The following is a 20,387-nucleotide window of genomic DNA, read 5'->3' on the forward strand; positions in this document are numbered from 1 at the left end:
GTCGATGTACGAGGGTATACTATGACAAATGTCAGCTTTTGGAATAATCAGACCTAAAACCCTTCGACCATGTCATTGAGTTTACGTTCATCTTTGATGGCAATTCTTTTGCCCGAAGTATGAATCAACCCTTTTTTCTTGAATTCGGAAATAATTCGGATGGCGGATTCCGTCGCCGTTCCTACCACATTGGATATATCCTCGCGTGAAAGCGTAAGCGCTAAAAAACCCTCATCATCCTCCCCAAAATTGTTTTTGAGATACAGAAAAGCTTCGGCAATACGTTGCTTTACCGTTTTTTGCGAAATATTGACAATAACATCATCAGCTTCCTTAAGATCATGAGCCATATGACGCAATACTTCTAAAGTAAAGTTTGGATTCTTTTGCAAGGTATGAACGATGCTTTCTTTTGGGATAAAGCAAACTTCCATATCATTTACTGCGATTGCGGATAAGTTGGTGCATTCTTCAGCGATTACCGAACGTTGACCAATTACCTCGCCTTTGGTGGCGAGCTTAACAATTTGATCTTTTCCGTTTGCACTCAGTTTTGAAAGTTTAGAAACTCCTTCGCGAACGCAATAGACCCCATTTAATTTATCACCTTCCTCAAAAAGAGGTTCGCCCTTTTTGATTTTTTTGGTGGTCTTTGTGTCGGATACCTTCTTTAACTCCTCTTTGCTCATGGCTCTAAGAGAGTTGAACTGTCTAATGATACAATTTTCACATCTGCTCTCCATAACACTTTAATTTACCTGATGTCACAAAATTAGGCCTAAAGTGTTGAACAAGAACTGATAAATGTCATGTTTTTTCATCAAAATGCACTTCAAATTTGCAACAGGTAAAGCAAATGTAGATGACAAACAAGATATGTTACCATTGTGGGGATCAATGTGGTAAGGATGGGGTTTGTTTTGATGAAAAAGAATTCTGCTGCAATGGCTGTAAGACAGTTTATGAGATATTCACTTCGAATGGACTTTCCAAGTTCTATGATTTGGAAGCAAGGGCAGGCACCACCCCAAACCATGCTCCCAAAAAATATGATTTTTTAGATAATCAGGAGATTGTAAAACAACTTGTTGAGTTTGACGAAGAGGATATTCAAGTAGTTAACTTAAGTACACCTAGCATACATTGTAGCTCTTGTATTTGGGTTTTGGAAAATTTAACCCGATTACACCCTTCCATTAAAAACTCTCAGGTCGATTTTCCGAAAAAGACTATACGGGTCACGTATGATATTACGGATTTTTCATTGAAGGCATTGGTTATGCTACTTAGTAGCATAGGGTATGAACCTTATATTTCATTGGAAGAATTCAATAAGAAAAGTCAAAAAAAGAATAGGTCGCTCATCTACAAGTTGGGTGTGGCCGGTTTTGCCTTTGGAAATGTAATGTTGCTTTCATTTCCAGAGTATTTTGAGGTACAAGAGTTTTGGTTGGATCAATATAAACAGGTGTTTAGATGGTTGATGTTCATCTTTTCGCTTCCTGTTGTGTTTTATGCCGCCCAAGATTATTTCCTGTCGGCGCTAAAGGGATTGCGTTCCAAACTTTTAAACATCGATGTGCCCATTGCATTAGGGGTATTGACCCTGTTCCTGCGAAGTACTGTTGATATCATTTTTGATTTAGGTTCCGGTTTTTTTGATAGCCTTACCGGTTTGGTGTTCTTCTTGTTACTAGGGAAGTTCTTTCAGCAAAAAACGTACTCATTTCTCTCTTTTGAAAGAGATTACAAGTCGTATTTCCCGATTGCGGTTACGCGATTGAATGCTGACGGAAAAGAAGAGAGTGTGCAGGTTTACAAAGTAAAAGTTGGAGATCGCTTGCTGATACGGAACCAGGAAATTATTCCTGTTGATTGTGTTTTGATCAAGGGCGGAGCTGAAATTGATTACAGCTTCGTGACGGGAGAATCTCAAGCCATTTTTAAGGAATCTGGAGATAAACTGTTTGCGGGAGGTAAACAACTTTCGGGTGTTCTTGAAGTTGAGGTGCTAAAGTCCGTATCACAAAGCTACCTAACGGAACTGTGGGGGAATTCAATCTTTCAGAAAGACAAAGTGTCAAATTTTCAATCACTAACTGATAGCATTGGCAAACGTTTTACCACTGCGGTTTTAAGCATTGCCATAGTGGCAAGCATATTTTGGATGTTCTATCAGCCCAGTATGGTGCTCAACGTATTTACAGCGGTTTTGATAATTGCTTGCCCTTGTGCTATCGCGTTGGCGGCTCCCTTTACATTGGGTAATATGCTTCGCATATTTGGAAAACGCGGATTTTATCTTAAAAACACCAATGTAATTGAGAGACTTGCCAAGGTCGATACGGCCATTTTTGATAAAACCGGGACGATTACCACTTCTAATAAAGATGTTGTCAATTACGAGGGAATAGAGTTAACAGATGAAGAGAAAGCTCTGCTGAAGACCACCTTGCGCGCATCCAATCACCCACTGAGCAGATCACTTTACAATATTCTAAAGACCAATGATATTGAAACTTTGCATGAATTCCAGGAACAAACCGGTTTGGGTATAGAAGGTCGAAGCAAAGAACATAGTATTAAGGTGGGTTCTGCTCGGTATATCGGTAGAGAAACTATTGCTTCCCATGCGAATACAGCAGTCTATATCAGCGCAGATGAAGATTACAAAGGACGGTTTGTATTTAAAAATAAGTATCGCGATGGTGTCAAAGAGATATTTGATGAACTTGGAAGAACGATGGACATTGGAATCCTCTCAGGAGATAATGATGGAGAAAAAAAACGGCTTCAAAAATTACTACCCGGAAAAACCAGATTACTTTTTGATCAAAAACCAAAGGACAAACTAGAATACATTGCTCGACTCCAAGAAACCAATAAAGTGTTAATGGTTGGTGATGGGTTAAATGATGCGGGCGCATTGGCGCAGAGTGATGTGGGTATAGCCATATCTGAAGATATCAATGTTTTTTCTCCTGCCTGTGATGGAATTTTGGATGCGTCAAATTTTGATAAACTGCCCATTTTTGTTCGGTTTTCCCAAAAGGCCATCACAATTATTAAAATGAGCTTCATCCTTTCACTCTGTTACAACCTTGTTGGACTATACTTTGCGGTCACAGGTCAGTTACAACCTGTTGTGGCTGCTATTTTGATGCCATTAAGTTCCATAAGTATCGTGGTGTTTACTACCCTAATGACGAATGTACTGGGCAGGAGTCTCAACCCAATTCAAAACAATGACGATGAGGAATAAGCTCGAAAAAATAAAGGAAAAAGTAGAGTCAAACATATTGGCAATAAGCATTGGAGTGGTATATGTATGGTTTGGGAGCTTAAAGTTTTTTCCGACCCTTAGCCCAGCTGAAGATTTGGCTAAAAATACTATTCATGAGCTAACCTTTGGATTCTTGCCAGATTCACTTTCCATTATGCTATTGGCAATTATGGAAGTGGGTATTGGTGCATGTCTACTTCTGAACATCTGCAAAAAGCAGGTGGTCATAGTTGCGCTATTCCATATGGCATTGACCTTCGCGCCATTGCTATTGTTTCCTGCCGAGTCTTTTCAAGAACCACCTTTGGTGCCTACCCTTTTAGGGCAATATATAGGAAAGAATTTCATCATTGTTGCTGCTCTTTTGAGTCTGATGCAAAAGCAATCTTTGACAACGATGACAATAAAAAACAAAAGCTGATATATGTCATTTTTTTCGAGAAACCATCAAAGTAGTTTTACCCCAGATTAGAATAGGTATGAGTGTTATATATGTGTTGTTGGCCATAAGTATTAGTGTCGCAATTATCTTTTTTGCAGCATTTGTCCTTTCCGTAAAGAATGGACAATATGATGACGCATATACTCCTTCGGTAAGAATGCTTTTCGAAGATGAACTTTTGACTGATACGGATGAAGACACTCTGGATAAACAAGAAATCAAACAAACTGAAAGTACAAACCAATAAATATGGAAATACAACAATTTCGCTACGATAACAAGATCGTACAAAAGTTTTTATACGCCACTATGCTATGGGGCGTTGTTGGAATGCTGGTTGGGCTCTTGTTGGCCTTTATGTTTTTGTTTCCCAACATAACGGACGGCATTTCATGGCTAAGTTTTGGACGTTTGCGTCCCCTTCACACCAATGCGGTGATTTTTGCCTTTGTTGGAAATGCAATTTTTGCGGGAGTCTACTATTCGACACAACGATTGCTTAAAACAAGGATGTTCAGCGATGGTTTAAGCAATTTTAATTTTTGGGGATGGCAACTGATCATTGTGGCTGCCGCCATTACTTTGCCTTTAGGATACACTACCTCAAAAGAGTACGCAGAATTGGAATGGCCTATAGATTTGGCCATCGCAGTGGTTTGGGTAGCTTTTGGCTGGAACCTCATTGGAACAATCCTAAAAAGAAGACAACGTCACCTGTATGTGGCCATTTGGTTTTACCTCGCCACTTTTGTGACCGTAGCTGTGCTGCATATTTTCAACAGTTTGGAATTACCGGTTTCTGCATTAAAAAGTTACTCGGTTTATGCTGGGGTTCAGGATGCTTTGGTGCAGTGGTGGTACGGACACAATGCGGTAGCCTTCTTTTTAACCACTCCGTTCCTGGGACTGATGTATTATTTTGTTCCTAAAGCAGCCAATAGACCTATCTATTCCTATCGTTTGTCCATTGTTCACTTTTGGTCATTGATATTTATCTATATCTGGGCTGGTCCCCACCATTTGTTGTATTCATCATTACCGGACTGGGCACAAAATTTAGGTGTGGCCTTTTCTGTTATGTTGATTGCACCCTCCTGGGGTGGTATGATCAATGGTTTATTGACACTTCGTGGGGTGTGGGATAAAGTACGTAGTGATGCCACATTGAAATTTATGGTGGTAGCTATCACCGGTTACGGTATGGCCACTTTTGAAGGCCCTATGTTATCCTTGAAAAATGTAAATGCCATAGCACACTTTAGCGATTGGATTATTGCACACGTGCATGTTGGGGCATTGGCTTGGAATGGCTTCCTCACATTTGGGATGATTTATTGGTTAGTGCCCAAAATGTTCAAAACAACTTTGCACTCCAAGAGTTTGGCGAACCTTCACTTCTGGATAGGAACCTTAGGAATCATTCTGTATGCCTTGCCTATGTACGTTGCTGGGTTTACCCAAGCTTTGATGTGGAAAGAGTTTAATCCAGACGGTACTTTGGTTTATGGAAACTTCTTGGAAACAGTAACCCAAATCATTCCAATGTATTGGATGAGGGCTATTGGAGGAACCATGTTCATTGTGGGTATGCTTATCATGATATACAATGTGGTTGTAACCATCAAAAAAGGAAGCAAGGTTGAAGATGAATTGGCAGAAGCTCCTGCTTTGACCAAGGTTTCAAAAAGACGTGTTGCCGGGGAAACATTTCACAACTGGTTGGAAAGAAAACCGGTACAGTTGACCATTTTGGCAACAGTAGCTATTCTGATCGGGGGGATAATTCAGATTGTACCAACAATTTTGGTGAAATCTAATATCCCAACCATCACAAGTGTAAAACCATATACACCTTTGGAGTTAGAAGGGCGTGACCTATACATTCGAGAAGGATGTGTGGGTTGTCACTCCCAAATGATAAGACCTTTTAGAAGTGAAGTTGAGCGCTACGGGGAATATGCCAAAGCGGGCGAATTTGTTTATGACCACCCATTCCTTTGGGGAAGTAAACGAACAGGCCCCGATTTACTTCGTATAGGTGGAAAATATTCAGACAATTGGCACTTAAGCCATATGTATGACCCACAAATAACTTCACCGGGTTCCATTATGCCGGCGTATCAATGGTTGGTTCAAAATGAACACGATAGAAGCGGAGTCCAAAGTAAAATGGAAGCTATGGTGAAATTGGGAGTGCCTTATACCGATGAAGATATTGAAAGTGCACCGCAATCCATGGCAAATCAGGCTGAACAGATTGAGAAGAATTTGTATGCCGACCCAGAATTCGCCAAGACTTACGAAGCGGACAAAAAGTATGCACAAGAAAACGGTGAGGATTTTGTGGAGATGCGCAATCGTGAAATCGTATCCTTAATTGCATACCTGCAACGATTGGGTACAGATATTAAGGTTCAGGAAACAGAAGAATTATTATCTCAAAACAAATAAGCCATGTTGAAATTTGTAAAAAACCATATGGAAAGTATTGAGGGTATCGCTAGTTACCCTATGATCTCACTTTTGATCTTCTTCGTGTTTTTTGTTTTGCTGTTTTGGTGGGTTTTTACTGCTTCCAAAGCACACATCAAAGAGATGGGAGAATTGCCTTTAGATAACGATCAACACAACAAACTATAAAATTATGAACACAAGAACACCATGGTGGATCCGTATTCCATTCCTATTCTTCTTGATTTTTGGATTGATGGAATACTTCATAGATTCTGGAGACAAACCGGCAATTATCGAATATCCAATCACGCAGTTGTTCCTGCTATTGGTATTGATGATTTTAATTGCTATTGAACTGATATTACATTCCATCGAAAATGTAATGTATCAAACACTTTCCGAAGAAGGAAAAGCAAAATATTTGGCTTCTAAAACCAAGAAATTGGAATGGAAATGGGCCAAAAGAGTTTATAAGAACCTGACAAAGAGTAGGTCTATTGAGCGTGAGGGCGAAATTATAATGGATCATGATTATGATGGAATACGGGAGTTGGATAACGTATTACCACCTTGGTGGGTATATCTATTTTATGGTACAATCATATTTGGTGTAGTCTATATGGTCAGGTTTCATGTTGCCGGAGATTATACCCAAGATGAAGAATATGAGCAAGAAGTTGCCGAAGCCAGATTGGCTATAGAAGAATATAAGAAGACGGCTAAGGATTTGGTAGATGCCAATACCGTCGAGTTTCTGTCCGAAGCTGCAGACCTTAGTGCAGGTGAAAAAATATTTACCACGAATTGTGTGGCTTGTCATATGGCCGATGGAGGTGGAGGTATTGGTCCCAACTTAACCGATAAATACTGGATTTTAGGTGGAGGAATCAAAAATATCTTCAGCACCGTTTCCGAAGGTGGACGTGATGGTAAAGGAATGATTGCCTGGAAGCAAAGCTTAAAACCACTGGAAATTGCGCAAGTGTCAAGTTATATTATGACCATGGAAGGTACCACGCCAGCAAATCCAAAAGCTCCTGAAGGAGATGTTTGGACCAATCCTGAAAACCAAGAAGATTCTCAGGAATAGGCATAACCATGTATTGAAGTTGTCAGGTCGAGCAATGTCACGACCTTAACTTAGAAGGAGAATAATGGAAGAAAATTTTAGGGATACCATAGGAACGATAACAGAAGAAGGCAAACGTGCGTGGATTTTTCCTAAAAAACCAAGCGGACGCTTTTTTAAGTACCGCAAATATGTGAGCTATGGACTTCTATTGTTTCTGTTTGCAGCTCCGTTTGTAAAGATCAATGGACACCAGTTTTTGCTGTTCAACGTGTTGGAGCGACGGTTTAACATCTTTGGATTCCCTTTCTGGCCACAAGACTTTCATTTGGTTGTAGTTTCCATGATAGCCGGAATAATTTTTGTTGCTCTATTTACGGTTGCCTACGGACGTATTTTTTGTGGATGGATGTGCCCCCAGACCATTTTTATGGAAATGGTTTTCCGAAGGATAGAATTTTGGATTGACGGAGATAGAGGAGCACAGATACGATTGGATAAATCGCCTTGGAACGCAAGAAAAATTCGAAAAAGACTATTGAAATGGACCATCTTTTTCATCATTTCATTTTTAATAGCTAACATTTTTCTGGCCTACTTGATTGGAAGTGATGAATTGATACAATACGTGTTCGATGGTCCAATGGCGCACTTGGAGACCATGGTTCCCTTATTGATTTTTACCGCGGTCTTTTATTTTGTCTTTGCATGGTTTCGTGAACAAGTCTGTATAATAGCCTGTCCATATGGAAGACTTCAAGGAGTTTTGTTGGATGATAAATCTATTGTTGTGGCCTACGACCACAAAAGAGGAGAAGGAGATAATGGACGTAAAAAGTTTCGTAAGAACGAAGACCGGGATGCATTGGGCAATGGCGACTGTATTGATTGTTTTCAATGTGTAAATGTCTGCCCAACCGGAATAGACATAAGAAATGGAACCCAGTTAGAATGCGTGAACTGCACTGCTTGTATCGACGAGTGCGATCACATTATGGACAGTATTAAAAAGCCACGCGGGCTGATTCGTTATGCGAGTGAAGATGAGATAAACAAGAAGTCGAAATTCAAGTTTACAGCCAGGATGAAGGGATACACCGCTGTATTATTTGTATTGACCGGTATTTTAATTGGGATGTTATTCCTAAGAAATGATGTGGAAGCAAATATTTTAAGATTGCCAGGACAATTGTATGAGCGAAAAGCGGATAATATAATTAGTAATGTATATACCTATAAGTTGGTAAATAAGACCTCAAACGAAATTGATGGTGTAAGCTTTAAGCTATTATCCCATAAGGGAACAATACGAATTGTATCAAAGGAAGAGTTCAAGGTGCCACCAGAAGAAATTTCCGAGGGAACATTATTTATTGAGATTAATAATTCAGCACTTACAAAAGATAAGGATAAATTGAAAATTGGAGTTTACAGTGGTGATAAACTTATAGAGACCACAGTGACCCAATTTTTGGCTCCTAGAAGTTATAATTAAAAAATAATAAGATGAAAATAAACTGGGGAACAGGTATAGTTATAGCATTCATCGCTTTTATAGCATTTATTCTCTATTTCGTAATTCGTATGAGCACTGATAATCATGCAAATCACGATTTGGTCACTGAGGAATACTATAAACAGGAGTTGGCCTATCAGAAAGAAATTGATGCATCCAAATCAGCAATAGAATTGGATGCGGAGCTTAAACTTGAAAAATCGGAAGAGGGGATAACCATCTTCTTTCCAGAAAAATTTGACCCTAAAAAAATCAAGGGAATAGTGTCCCTTTATAGACCGTCTAACAAGCATTTGGATGTAGACTTTCCTTTAAGTTTGTCCAAAACACATTTGCTCATACCTGACAATAGCTTGGTGGACGGTCGCTGGGACATTACTGTAAAATGGGAATACGAAGGGAACAAATTTTTGTTTAAAGAACGATTGACATATTAGAATATGTTGGCATCAGCATTCATATTAGGTTTTTTGGGAAGTCTGCATTGCTTGGGCATGTGCGGCCCCATTGCCTTTTTATTGCCGCTTGATCATAAAAACAATAGTAAAAAGTTAGGCCAGATTTTTATTTATCATTCCGGGCGACTTTTGGCCTACGGTATTATAGGAATCCTATTTGGTCTTTTAGGTAAGGGGCTCTCTTTATTTGGAATCCAACAAAAACTATCTATTGCTATTGGCATAATAATGATTCTTTTGGTAGTGCTCCCAAGTAGGTATTTTATGGGGAATAAATTATCAAAACCCATTTATACCATCCTTACCAAAATCAAATCTAGATTAGGGTCTGAGCTTAAGAAGAAAACACCGGACACGTTCCTCACAATAGGATTTTTGAATGGATTTTTACCCTGCGGTTTGGTTTACATGGCCGTTTTAGGTGCGATTGCCTACGGTAATGCGTTTGAAGGCGGACTATATATGGTTTTATTCGGTGCGGGCACTATTCCATTAATGACAGCAGTGGTATTTTCCAAAACACTATTCAATAACCCTGTAAAGACTGGATTGCGGAAATTAATTCCTGTGTTTGTGGTTCTTATTGGAGCTCTATTTATTATAAGAGGATTGGGGCTGGGAATCCCGTATGTATCTCCAAAACAAGTTTCAACAGATTCGGTATCTTCAGGCATAGAATGCCATCAGCCATAGGCGAATTCCTAGCCATAAAATAAGATAAAACATAGCAAATGAGAATTACATCATTAGAGGAAGCAGTAAGTGTGGTCAAATCCGGTGATCGGGTCTTTTTCCAAGGAGCCGCAATGACCCCAAATGAACTTATAGATGCTCTTTGTAATCGTTACAAAGAGCTGAAAAATGTTGAGGTTATCTCAATCCACACCGAAGGAGGAGCAAAATACGTTCAAGAGCCCTATAGCGATGCATTTACATTAAACTCTTGTTTTGTTGGTGGAAATGTAAGGCAAAGTGTGAATACACCGCATGCCGGATATATTCCCATATTCCTAAGTGAAATACCATGGCTTTTTAAACGAAATATTTTACCGCTGGATGTTGCTTTTATTCAAGTTTCAAGTCCAGATAAGCATGGATATTGTTCCCTTGGAGTTTCTGTCGATGTGGCACTTCCCGCAATTCGAACAGCTAAAAAAATAGTTGCACAGATAAACCCCAATGTTCCCAGGACACATGGAACAGGAATAATCCATATTGATCAAATAGAATTGGCGGCTGAGGTAAATAGGCCTATTCACGAACACGAACCGGGAGATATATCCTTGATAGAAGAAAAAATCGGTATCAATGTCGCTTCATTGATTGAAGATGGGGCAACCTTGCAAATGGGAATAGGAAATATACCCAATGCAGTATTGGCCAATTTAAACAATCATAAACGTTTAGGAATTCATACTGAAATGTTTTCTGATGGAGTATTGCCATTAATAGAAAATGGGATAATTACAGGAGAAGATAAAGTAGTCAAAAACGGAAAGATTGTTAGTTGTTTTGCTGTAGGTTCTCGAAAATTGTATGATTTCATAGATGATAATCCAATTTGCGATTTTAGAGATTCCGGCTATACGAATGATACCGCAAGAATTAGAAGAAACCCAAAGGTTACTGCCATTAACAGCGCCATTGAAATAGATTTAACGGGGCAAGTTTGTGCTGATACTATTGGGAGTTATCAATTTTCAGGTGTTGGTGGCCAAATGGATTTTATTCGAGGAGCATCACTGTCCGAAGGAGGAAAACCAATTTTTGCGATATCATCCACTACTAAAAAAGGGGTTTCGAAACTAGTTCCTTTTTTAAAGGAGGGAGCCGGAGTCACTACGACCCGGGCCCATGTGCACCATGTGGCAACTGAGTACGGAGTAGTTAACTTATATGGCAAAAACCTGCAACAACGTGCCAAAGCATTGATATCCATTGCACACCCAGACCATCAAGAAAGTTTGGAAAGAGCTGCTTTTGATAGGTTCAAGGGTTAGCGATTGGTTATATAAAAAAAGGAGGCCATTCGGCCTCCTTTTCTCAGATTGTACACAACAACCTACAACTAAACCAAAGCTAAATTTTAAAAGTTATCACAGGCGTTTGAGAATGATTGGCAATATCCTCACCAATACTTCCCATGAAAAAATGTGATAGTCCTCTTCTTCCGTGGGTTGGTATTCCTATAAGATCAGCCGCGACTGATTCACTATAGTTAAGAACCCCTTTTTCAACGGTATAATCATTATAGATTTCAACATTAAATCCTAATGTAGCTATGTTGAGGAATTTTGATATTCTGTTATAAGCATCTTCGGTACTCAAAAATTCATCTCCGGGGGTGTTGATATAGACCAAATGCAGTTCGGCTTTAAATAGTTTGGCAATCTCAACAGCCTTTTTAAGTGCTTGGACATTTTCTTCCTTAAAATCACAGGCAAAGACAAAACGTTCTACTTTGAATCGTCCATTTTCACCCTTAATAACGAGTACTGGGATATCGGAAGTTCGAACTACACGCTCGGTGTTGGAACCAATAAAAACCTCTTTGAGTCCATCTGTGCCATGAGAACCCATTACAATAAGATCGGCATTATGTTTTTCCGCCAACTCGTTCACCTCACTGAAAACTTTATAATGTTTAATGACGGGTATAACCTTTACATCCTTCATATAAGGTTTGTCCAAAAATTCAGTGAATCGTTTTTCTCCAACTTTAATGAGATGTACAACTTGCTCCTGGGATACATACCCTGTATCGCCCATGATGCTAGGAGAGAGTTCGAGCATATGAAGTACCAAGAGTTCGGCATCATGATCTTTTGCCAAATTTGCAGCTACTTTTAGTGCTTTTTCTGATTGTTCTGAAAAATCTACGGGTACGATAATACTTTTCATTGGACTTGGGTTTTAAGATTAAACGGTCATGGAAAACAACCTGGTTTCAGGTTTTTTTCGGTGTAATTTTAAATCAAAGGCCATGCTAATGTTTCGAATGAAAGGTCTTCCCTTTTTGGTAACGCTAACAGTATTGGCCTCAATAGTTACCAGGCCATCCGACTGGAGTTCAGATAAGTTTTCGATTACTTTATCAAAATCAATGGTTTCTCTCTCTTCATAGGTCAATTCAGTTTTGAATTGACACATTAGATTAAGAATGTGTGTTCTTATAATTTCATCCTCTTTTGTTAAGCAATGCCCTCTGAAAATGGGCAATACCCCATGTTCAACCAAATGTTCGTATTCTTCTAAACTTTTTACATTTTGGGCGAATCCATACCAACTGTCCCCTATGCTGGATACTCCCAACCCTAGCATTAACTTGGTTTTCGAAGGGGTATAACCCATAAAATTTCTATGCAGTGTTCCTTGTAGTAAAGCCGAATACAGACCATCGGAGGGTAAGGCAAAATGATCCATCCCTATGTCTTTGTACCCTGCCTCAGTAAGCATTTTTTTACCGAGTTCATATTGCATTTTCTTTTCGTGGGATGAGGGAAGGTTTTCTTCCTTAAAACCACGTTGCCCATTTCCTTTTAGCCACGGAACATGAGCATAGCTATAAAAAGCAATGCGGTCAGGCTTTAGGGCATTGGTCTTGGCGATAGTATGTTTTACATCTTCCAAGGTTTGAAAAGGTAATCCGTATATAATATCATGTCCAACAGAGGTATACCCGATTTCCCGTGCCCATTCAGTTACTTTTTTGACATTTTCGAAAGGTTGAATCCTGTTTATTGCCTTTTGTACGACGATGCTATAATCTTGAACACCTAGACATACCCTTTTGAATCCAACATTGAAAAGAGCTTGTAAATGTTCTTTGGTCGTATTGTTGGGATGCCCTTCAAAACTAAACTGGGCATCCGATGCTTTTTTGCTATTGCGAAGGATTCCCTCAATAAGTAATGTCAGGTTTTCTGGGGAAAAGAAGGTTGGAGTTCCTCCTCCTAAATGCAGCTCTTTTATAATTGGTTTTGCGCCCAGAAGTTCAACATATAAACTCCACTCTTTTAAAACAGTTTTGATATATGGTAATTCTAGTTCATGACGCTTGGTAATGCGCTTATGGCACCCACAAAAAGTGCACATACTCTCGCAGAAGGGGAGGTGGATATACAGGCTTATACCTTCTTCAGGACTTTCTTTATAAGCCTTGAGTACACTTGATTTCCATAATTTTCCCGAGAAGTTTTCCAAATCCCAATAGGGCACTGTGGGGTAACTGGTATAGCGAGGACCCGGGACATTATATTTTTGAACTAATTGGCACATAATTGATTTCTATAATAGTTCAAAAGTAGTTTTGCAAGCAGTCAAAAAACATGATAATTGTCAGTCTCGGGCAATCTTTCGCATGACATGTATCATATTTTAAGGCCTGAGGGCTTTGTAGTTTAGTCCATATCAAATTGGAGTCAATTCACTGATATGGGAGAGCATATTATACAAGGTAAATTTGACCTAGCCGAACGCAAAGCTTTTGTTCAACATTTAATTGATGATGTCAAAGCCCTGGAAATTATTGTGAAACAGGGATTGATAGAAAACGATATGGTTAGAATTGGGGCTGAACAAGAAATGTGTCTCGTCAATTCAGATTTTAGACCTTCGGCAATATCACTTGACCTTATTGAAAAAATTGGTGACCCCCATTTTACAACGGAATTGGCAAGCTACAACTTGGAAGCTAATCTTGACCCTTTTGAGTTGGACAAAAATTGTTTCCCCAAAGTAGAGAAACAACTCAGGGAGTTGCTGGGAAAAGCAGCATCTAAGGCGAAAAAAATGGATGCTAAGGTGGTATTGACCGGAATACTGCCTACTATAAGCAAAAATGAACTTGGGATAGATTTTATGACCCCAATCCCACGGTATTATAAAATAAATGATGTTTTGACCGCGTGGAGAGGCGATCATTTCACGCTTAAAATAAAAGGAGTTGATGAACTGTCATTACATCATGATTCGGTGCTCTTCGAGGCCTGCAATACTAGTTTTCAACTACACCTTCAGGTTGCATCCGATGATTTTGTAAAAAGCTACAATTGGGCCCAAGCAATTGCGGGGCCTGTTCTTGGTATTTCATGTAATTCACCTTTGTTGATGGGTAGAGAACTTTGGAAAGAGACACGTATTGCCCTTTTTCAGCAAAGTTTGGATACCCGAAAATGGAGTCATTTGCCTAAAGAGCAGGTTGCAAGGGTAAGTTTTGGAGAACATTGGCAAAAAAAATCCGTTGTTGAAATTTTTAAAGAAGATATCTCAACCCATCGCATTCTTTTGACCAAACCAATAAAACAAAATTCACTTTTAGTACTCGAAAATGGAGCGATTCCCAAGTTGGAGGCATTGAACCTTTTTAATGGAACAGTTTATAGATGGAATCGACCTTGCTATGGAGTTGGAAATGGCAAACCTCACTTGCGTATTGAGAATAGGTACATTCCTTCAGGGCCTTCTGTAATAGACCAAATGGCAAATTTTGCATTTTGGGTCGGTTTAATGGTCGGTAGACCTGAGAAGTATGACAGTATTTCTTCCATTATGGATTTCAGGGAAGCCAAGTTGAATTTTATGAAATCTGCCACAAATGGCAGACAGACGATACTTTCATGGCTAGGTAAACCTATGACTCTAAAAAAGTTGATTAGGGAGGAACTTTTGCCAATAGCGTATAGTGGATTAAAAAAGTATAATGTTGAGGAGAAAGACATAAATCACCTTTTGGGAATTATTGAGGCCAGAACAAAAGGAGGCACAGGAGCGGAATGGCAGGTTAGGAATTTCAGAAGACTCCGAAAACAAATGAAACCTGACACCGCCCTAGTGGAATTGACCAGTGCCATGTACAAAAATCAAAAGGATAATCTACCTGTCCACTTATGGCCAAACATTGAGAAGGTGGTAAAGGCGAATAAAACTTTTCAATGGGTAGAACAAATAATGTCAACTAAGCTAATGAAACTCTATGAAGATGATTTTGCGAATTTGGCCATATCCATAATGCAATGGAATAATATACACCATTTACCCGTAGAAAATAGCAAAGGAGAATTGGTCGGCCTTTTAACTTGGAGCCACATAGAAAAGTTGGGTAATATGCAAGACAATCATGCCAAAGTTGCTGACATTATGATCAAAAAAGTGGTGACAGTAAGGCCTAGAACCAAGATAGATGTGGCAAAAAAACTTATGAAAGACTATCAAATTGGATGTTTGCCGGTGTGTTCAGGCTCTAGTTTAGTTGGCATAATCAGCAAAGTTGATATATAATATGTCAATACTGCAAGCTTCAGTTAAAGAACCCGTTTGTGCCCAACGACTGATTGGGCATGTTATAGGTAAAGGGAAGGGACCAACACTTGTTTTCTTTGCTGGAATCCATGGAAACGAACATGCGGGAGTTTTAGCACTAAATTCTGTTTTAAAAGAACTGGAACGGGATCGCAGCCTTATAAAAGGGGAAATCTATGCCATTGCCGGAAACCTTAAGGCCCTTGCCAAAAATGTAAGATTCCAAACGGAGGATTTGAACAGGATATGGATTCCAAAAAGAATTGAGGAAATCCAATCAAAGAATGGTGAATGCGGTCCAGAGGAAGAAGAACTATTGCAGTTGAATAATTTACTGCTAAATATTTTAGCAAACGGAAAGCCGCCTTTTTACTTTATCGATTTACATACCACTTCGAGTGATACCATACCGTTTGTTGTTTTAAATGATAGTTTGCTCAACCGAAAATTTGCTTCCAACTATCCCTTGCCCATTATTCTTGGAATAGAGGAATATCTGGAAGGTGCGCTTTTAAGTTATATCAACGATATGGGATATGTTTCGTTGGGCTACGAGAGTGGTCAACATGATGATCCAAAGGCTGTCGAAAATTGCAAGAATTTTATCCGATATACACTTTGTTTAACGGAAACTGTGGATTTAAAAGAACATCAAAAACCAGTTTTGATGAACAAAAATTATCCAGCATATAATTCTTTGCCAATCTTTTATGAAATTTATTACCAGCACCTAATAGAATCAAAAAGCGAATTTAGAATGCTTCCTGGCTTTGTGAATTTTCAGCATATTCCTAAGGGAACTAGTATTGCATACTACAATGGAACTGTCAATGAAACCCTTCGTAAAAGACAAATTTTTATGCCGTTATATCAGGACCAGGGAAGCGAGGGGTTTTATTTTATCCGATCTATTCCCAAAGTGCTTCTTTGGTTTTCGAAAGGACTCAGACGATTTAAAATTGACCATCTTTTGGTACAATTGCCAGGAATTACTTGGAAATCCAAAGAGAAGGGAAACATGATGGTGAATCAAAAAATTGCCAGATTCATGGCCAAGTCATTTTTTCATTTGTTGGGTTATCGAGCTAGGCAATACGACCGTAGATATATGGTAATCAAAAGCAGGGAGATAGTATCGAAAAGGGAAGATTATGCCGAGACTAAATGGTTCAAGAATAAAAAAAGAGGCCCACACTAAAGGGCCTCTGTACCATTGCCGTTTCTATTGTATGGAGAAGTTAATAGGTATAGCATACTTTACTTTAGCGGGTTTTCCTCTTTGTATTCCAGGCTTTACTTGAGGTAAAGAGGCAATTATTCGAACGGCCTCCCGCTCTAAAAGTCTATCAGGTCCACGTTTCTGGATATTACTCACATAACCTTCGGTATTTATCTCAAATTGTAGAAAAACCTTTCCTGAAATACGCATTTCCAATGCAGCCTGTGGGTATTTGAAATTGGCAATAATATGTTGCTGTACCTTTTGGTTGAAACATTCTTTACGTTCCTCCTGGGTCTCATAAATTTCACATCCTGGAAACACAGGAACATATTCTACCATGGCAAAAGGGACCACAATATCTTCCTCGACTTCTTCAACATCCACATCGTCTACTCGGACCACCGCATCTTCAATATATAGGTCCTGGCTACTTTCCGTGCTTTCAATGACGGTTTCTTGTATATCCTCCACGTCTTCTACAATTTCTATTAAATCAGGAGCAGAAGGTGGCGGAGGCGGAGGTGTGGTTCTAACCATTTCCGTTATAGGAACATCCTCTTTTAGGTCATCAATGACTTCGATGGTATTCAAAGCCATGGATTCTTTGTCGTATGTCTTCACCTCTAACGACTGCCAAGTGACAAAAAGTACCGAGGTAAGACCAATCATAAAATAAAGACTGCTATTGCGGCCAATATCTGCGTTTGGATTCTTTTTTGGTTTCATGACTCATCTTATTTGTTAGAGATAAAGTTAGATAACACCAAGAGCAAAAAACATGATAATAATCAGCTAAATCGTTGGAATTCAGAGCTGCTTAGCTCAATAAATGATTTTAACACATAATACTATATTATAATGGGACCAAGGTGTGGATAGTTTGTTGCGACAATGTCGAAACATGACTTCCGTCATATTTTAAATCGAGGGCCAACTCTACTTTTGAACTGAAGATTTGTTCAATTTAATATTTTAGGTATGAGTAGTATAGATAAAATTTTAGTTCCATTCGATTTTTCTGAAGCTTCCATAAACGCTTTACAATATGTAGTAAATTTTGTCGGGCCCAATCGAGGGGTCGATATAAATGCACTTTATGTGTCCACAATGCCAATATCAAAATCAGAGATGGATGCGCTTAAAACTGATTTTGGAAAAATCCTTGGTTCATTTAAAAAAAAGGTAAAAAAAGCACCGGTCTTTATAAGTAAAACCGGCGAAGTAATAGAATCCATTTTATTGGCTAGGGAAGAATATTATGCCAATTTGATAATGATGGGAACTATGGGAGATCAGGTAACAGATGAAGCCATTACCAATACATCCAGACTTGTTCTGGAAGCGAATTGCCCGGTAATATCCATTCCTTTTGGCTGTGAAATAAAAGAACCCAAGGATATTGCCTTGGTAATGGGGAAAGAGGAGATTGATGACAAGAAGGTGTTAAAAACTTTATTGGATATATCCCGCACGTTTAATTCGAGAGTGCACGCACTTACCATATATAAAAAGTCCGTCTACGCTGAAGAATCTGTAGTGGAAAGCACTGAAAATCTGTTGGAGTATTATCTGGAACATTTTTATGAGGAGCACGCATTTACAAAAAACCAAGATGTGGAAGCGGGGATTTTGGACTATATCAACAAGAAAAACATTGACCTTCTGGCCATTTTACCTCGAAACCATACAAGAATGAGCACACCGTCGGAAGGACGATTGACAAAGCTTTTGACCCTACACTCAGAAATTCCGGTTTTGACCTTGGATTAATTCATCGTAACAAAAAAGTTATGCTCACATTGTTGGTAATACTAGGTATTACAATTGCACTTTTTATATGGGGCAAATTTCCGCCCGATGTTGTTGCACTAATGTCCATGTTGTCACTTTACCTTTCTGGAATATTGGATATTACCGAGACTTTGTCAGGGTTTAGCAACACCACGGTAATCATGATTGCAGCCTTGTTTATTATTGGTGAAGGTTTATCGAGGACAGGTTGGACAGCTATCGCCGGGCGCTACTTTGTAAAATGGGCTAAGAATAGTATTCCGCGTTTGTTGGTGATAGTAACTTTGGGTTCTAGTTTGTTGTCGGGATTTGTCAGCAATACTGGTACCGTAGCAGCCTTGCTGCCTGTTACGGTCACGGCAGCTTGGAGTGCTGGAACCCTACCTTCTAAATTATTGATGCCCGTTGCTTTTGGTTCCAATACCGGGGGGTTGCTTACTTTAACTGGAACACCTCCGAATATTATCGCAAGCAATGCCCTGATGGAAAACGGATTGGAAGGCTTCTCGTTCTTTGAATTTGCTCTTATTGGTCTACCATTGCTTTTGATTTCCATAATCTATTTCCGCTATGTTGGGTATCGTTTGTTGCCAAGTCATAGCACTAAGAACAAACCAATGGCCATCGACCAAGAAATGCACAAATGGATGGAAAACTATAGTATTGGAGATAACCTTTATCGACTTCGGATACGTTCCATGTCACCTTTTATAAATACCAAAGTAGGCGATTGGAACTTTGAAGAGACACACAAAGTTTCGTTGATGCGCTTAAAGCGCAGACACCCCAATCCATTGCAAAGAGTGCATGAGTTTGTGGAGATGCCCGAACACGATACCGAAATGCGATATCACGATATTATCACTATTAAAGGAGAAGTTGAGGATGTGGACAAATTCATTTTGAAATTTCATTTAGGGGTGATTCCGTTGAAACCAGAGAAAGAAAGCTTAAAAAATGAACTGATCAATCAAGAAGTTGGCATGGCCGAAATGATAATAACCCCTAAATCAGTATTTGTAGGAAAGACAGTGCCACTGGGCCATTATTTAAAGCAAACAGGAGTTCAGCTGTTGGCCGCATCACGAAACAACACACCGTTGACCGGAAAAATAAAGATCAAGGCCGGTGACGCATTTGTTATAAGAGGTCAATGGGAAAACATTGATGCCTTGACCGCTGTCTACGAGAACTTGGTGATTTCGGGAAGCCCCGAAGCACTTTCAAAAAATGTCGATGTCCTCACAGCTCGAAGCTATATTGCTTTGACAACTTTGATTCTGATGATTTTGCTTTTGGTGCTCAAGATACTGCCAGGAGCTATTGCAGCATTGATATGTGCGGGAATTATGATGCTTACAGGCTGTGTTCCCATTACCAAAGCATACAAAGGGATTAGTTGGACAAGTGTAATAATGATTGCCGCTATGATTCCAATGGGTTTGGCACTTCAAAAAACTGGAGCTGCCCAGTTGGCCGCAAACAGTTTGGTAGACGCACTAGGTAGTATTCACCCAACTGCAATGTTGGCAGGGATATTCTTGTTGACTACAACGTTTAGTCAGACCATTAATAATTCAGCTACCGCAGTGCTTATGGCTCCCATTGCCATTATGGCTTCAACAACACTTGGGGTATCCCCAAAACCATTTATGATCGCGGTGGCCGTAAGTGCTTCAACCGCATTTTTGACCCCTGTAGGAACAACCACCAATGCCATGGTACTTTCCTCAGGTGGATATCGATTTATTGATTATGTAAAGGTGGGAGGGCCATTGCTTCTCCTGTTCTTTATAACAACACTAGTATTGGTTCCTATTATATGGAGCTTTTAACCTTTTAAACTTGGATT

Annotated in this window: 18 protein-coding genes; 14 read left to right on the top strand and 4 right to left on the bottom strand. The window is 39.3% G+C overall.

Translation table 11 applies throughout. The features are described from left to right. Nucleotides 1-53 precede the first annotated feature (53 nt). Nucleotides 54-743, bottom strand: a complete 690-nt coding sequence (locus ACOKFG_RS05890) for a Crp/Fnr family transcriptional regulator (RefSeq protein WP_298793981.1) — start codon at nucleotides 741-743, stop codon at nucleotides 54-56. Between the two features lie 119 nt (nucleotides 744-862). Between ACOKFG_RS05890 and ACOKFG_RS05895 the strand changes: the two genes are divergently transcribed. From ACOKFG_RS05895 to ACOKFG_RS05940, 10 genes are all read left to right on the top strand, one after another. Next, the gene (locus ACOKFG_RS05895) at nucleotides 863-3,262 is read left to right on the top strand and encodes a heavy metal translocating P-type ATPase metal-binding domain-containing protein (protein ID WP_299487978.1); all 2,400 of its coding nucleotides are present in this window, start codon (nucleotides 863-865) and stop codon (nucleotides 3,260-3,262) included. Further along, a complete protein-coding gene (locus tag ACOKFG_RS05900; protein ID WP_299487975.1) occupies nucleotides 3,252-3,704 on the top strand; it encodes a hypothetical protein in 453 nt (150 codons plus the stop codon). The genes ACOKFG_RS05895 and ACOKFG_RS05900 overlap by 11 nt, the downstream gene beginning before the upstream one ends. Before the next feature lie 58 nt (nucleotides 3,705-3,762). Beyond that, nucleotides 3,763-3,972, top strand: coding sequence for a cbb3-type cytochrome oxidase assembly protein CcoS (gene ccoS, locus ACOKFG_RS05905; RefSeq protein WP_299487972.1), 210 nt, complete (start codon nucleotides 3,763-3,765; stop codon nucleotides 3,970-3,972). A 2-nt stretch (nucleotides 3,973-3,974) separates the two neighbouring features. Continuing rightward, complete coding sequence (ccoN, locus tag ACOKFG_RS05910; RefSeq protein WP_422862027.1) at nucleotides 3,975-6,176, top strand: cytochrome-c oxidase, cbb3-type subunit I; 2,202 nt, start codon at nucleotides 3,975-3,977, stop codon at nucleotides 6,174-6,176. A gap of 3 nt (nucleotides 6,177-6,179) precedes the next feature. Next, nucleotides 6,180-6,365, top strand: a complete 186-nt coding sequence (locus tag ACOKFG_RS05915; RefSeq protein ID WP_136467587.1) for a CcoQ/FixQ family Cbb3-type cytochrome c oxidase assembly chaperone — start codon at nucleotides 6,180-6,182, stop codon at nucleotides 6,363-6,365. A 4-nt stretch (nucleotides 6,366-6,369) separates the two neighbouring features. Continuing rightward, the gene (locus tag ACOKFG_RS05920) at nucleotides 6,370-7,269 is read left to right on the top strand and encodes a cbb3-type cytochrome c oxidase N-terminal domain-containing protein (protein ID WP_298793986.1); all 900 of its coding nucleotides are present in this window, start codon (nucleotides 6,370-6,372) and stop codon (nucleotides 7,267-7,269) included. Nucleotides 7,270-7,333: 64 nt separating this feature from the next. Beyond that, on the top strand, nucleotides 7,334-8,743 hold the full coding sequence (ccoG, locus tag ACOKFG_RS05925; protein ID WP_299174967.1) for a cytochrome c oxidase accessory protein CcoG: 1,410 nt from the start codon (nucleotides 7,334-7,336) through the stop codon (nucleotides 8,741-8,743). 11 nt (nucleotides 8,744-8,754) lie between these two features. Then, nucleotides 8,755-9,201 (top strand): FixH family protein, encoded by a 447-nt coding sequence (locus tag ACOKFG_RS05930; RefSeq protein WP_298793988.1) that lies wholly within the window; start codon nucleotides 8,755-8,757, stop codon nucleotides 9,199-9,201. A gap of 3 nt (nucleotides 9,202-9,204) precedes the next feature. Further along, nucleotides 9,205-9,915 carry a sulfite exporter TauE/SafE family protein gene (locus ACOKFG_RS05935; RefSeq protein ID WP_422862028.1) on the top strand — a complete coding sequence of 237 codons (711 nt, stop codon included), beginning with the start codon at nucleotides 9,205-9,207 and terminating at the stop codon, nucleotides 9,913-9,915. Nucleotides 9,916-9,953: 38 nt separating this feature from the next. Further along, nucleotides 9,954-11,222, top strand: coding sequence for an acetyl-CoA hydrolase/transferase C-terminal domain-containing protein (locus tag ACOKFG_RS05940; protein WP_299487962.1), 1,269 nt, complete (start codon nucleotides 9,954-9,956; stop codon nucleotides 11,220-11,222). A 79-nt stretch (nucleotides 11,223-11,301) separates the two neighbouring features. Here ACOKFG_RS05940 and ACOKFG_RS05945 read toward each other — a convergent pair whose 3' ends face one another. After that, nucleotides 11,302-12,123 (bottom strand): universal stress protein, encoded by an 822-nt coding sequence (locus ACOKFG_RS05945; protein WP_299487961.1) that lies wholly within the window; start codon nucleotides 12,121-12,123, stop codon nucleotides 11,302-11,304. An 18-nt stretch (nucleotides 12,124-12,141) separates the two neighbouring features. Next, a complete protein-coding gene (hemN, locus tag ACOKFG_RS05950; protein ID WP_422862029.1) occupies nucleotides 12,142-13,500 on the bottom strand; it encodes an oxygen-independent coproporphyrinogen III oxidase in 1,359 nt (452 codons plus the stop codon). A 156-nt stretch (nucleotides 13,501-13,656) separates the two neighbouring features. Between hemN and ACOKFG_RS05955 the strand changes: the two genes are divergently transcribed. Further along, complete coding sequence (locus ACOKFG_RS05955) at nucleotides 13,657-15,501, top strand: CBS domain-containing protein (protein ID WP_422862030.1); 1,845 nt, start codon at nucleotides 13,657-13,659, stop codon at nucleotides 15,499-15,501. 1 nt (nucleotide 15,502) lies between these two features. Continuing rightward, the gene (locus ACOKFG_RS05960) at nucleotides 15,503-16,720 is read left to right on the top strand and encodes a succinylglutamate desuccinylase/aspartoacylase domain-containing protein (protein ID WP_299487955.1); all 1,218 of its coding nucleotides are present in this window, start codon (nucleotides 15,503-15,505) and stop codon (nucleotides 16,718-16,720) included. 24 nt (nucleotides 16,721-16,744) lie between these two features. Here the strand turns inward: ACOKFG_RS05960 and ACOKFG_RS05965 are convergent, their stop codons facing one another. After that, the gene (locus ACOKFG_RS05965; protein ID WP_298793995.1) at nucleotides 16,745-17,470 is read right to left on the bottom strand and encodes an energy transducer TonB; all 726 of its coding nucleotides are present in this window, start codon (nucleotides 17,468-17,470) and stop codon (nucleotides 16,745-16,747) included. Nucleotides 17,471-17,722: 252 nt separating this feature from the next. Here ACOKFG_RS05965 and ACOKFG_RS05970 point away from each other — a divergent pair, with 252 nt between their 5' ends. Both ACOKFG_RS05970 and ACOKFG_RS05975 read left to right on the top strand, forming a co-directional pair. After that, nucleotides 17,723-18,514, top strand: a complete 792-nt coding sequence (locus tag ACOKFG_RS05970) for a universal stress protein (RefSeq protein WP_298793996.1) — start codon at nucleotides 17,723-17,725, stop codon at nucleotides 18,512-18,514. A gap of 20 nt (nucleotides 18,515-18,534) precedes the next feature. Further along, nucleotides 18,535-20,370 carry an SLC13 family permease gene (locus tag ACOKFG_RS05975; RefSeq protein ID WP_298793997.1) on the top strand — a complete coding sequence of 612 codons (1,836 nt, stop codon included), beginning with the start codon at nucleotides 18,535-18,537 and terminating at the stop codon, nucleotides 20,368-20,370. Nucleotides 20,371-20,387: the final 17 nt, after the last annotated feature.

The organism is Flagellimonas rhodophyticola, assembly GCF_049332665.1.
Classification (GTDB): domain Bacteria; phylum Bacteroidota; class Bacteroidia; order Flavobacteriales; family Flavobacteriaceae; genus Flagellimonas.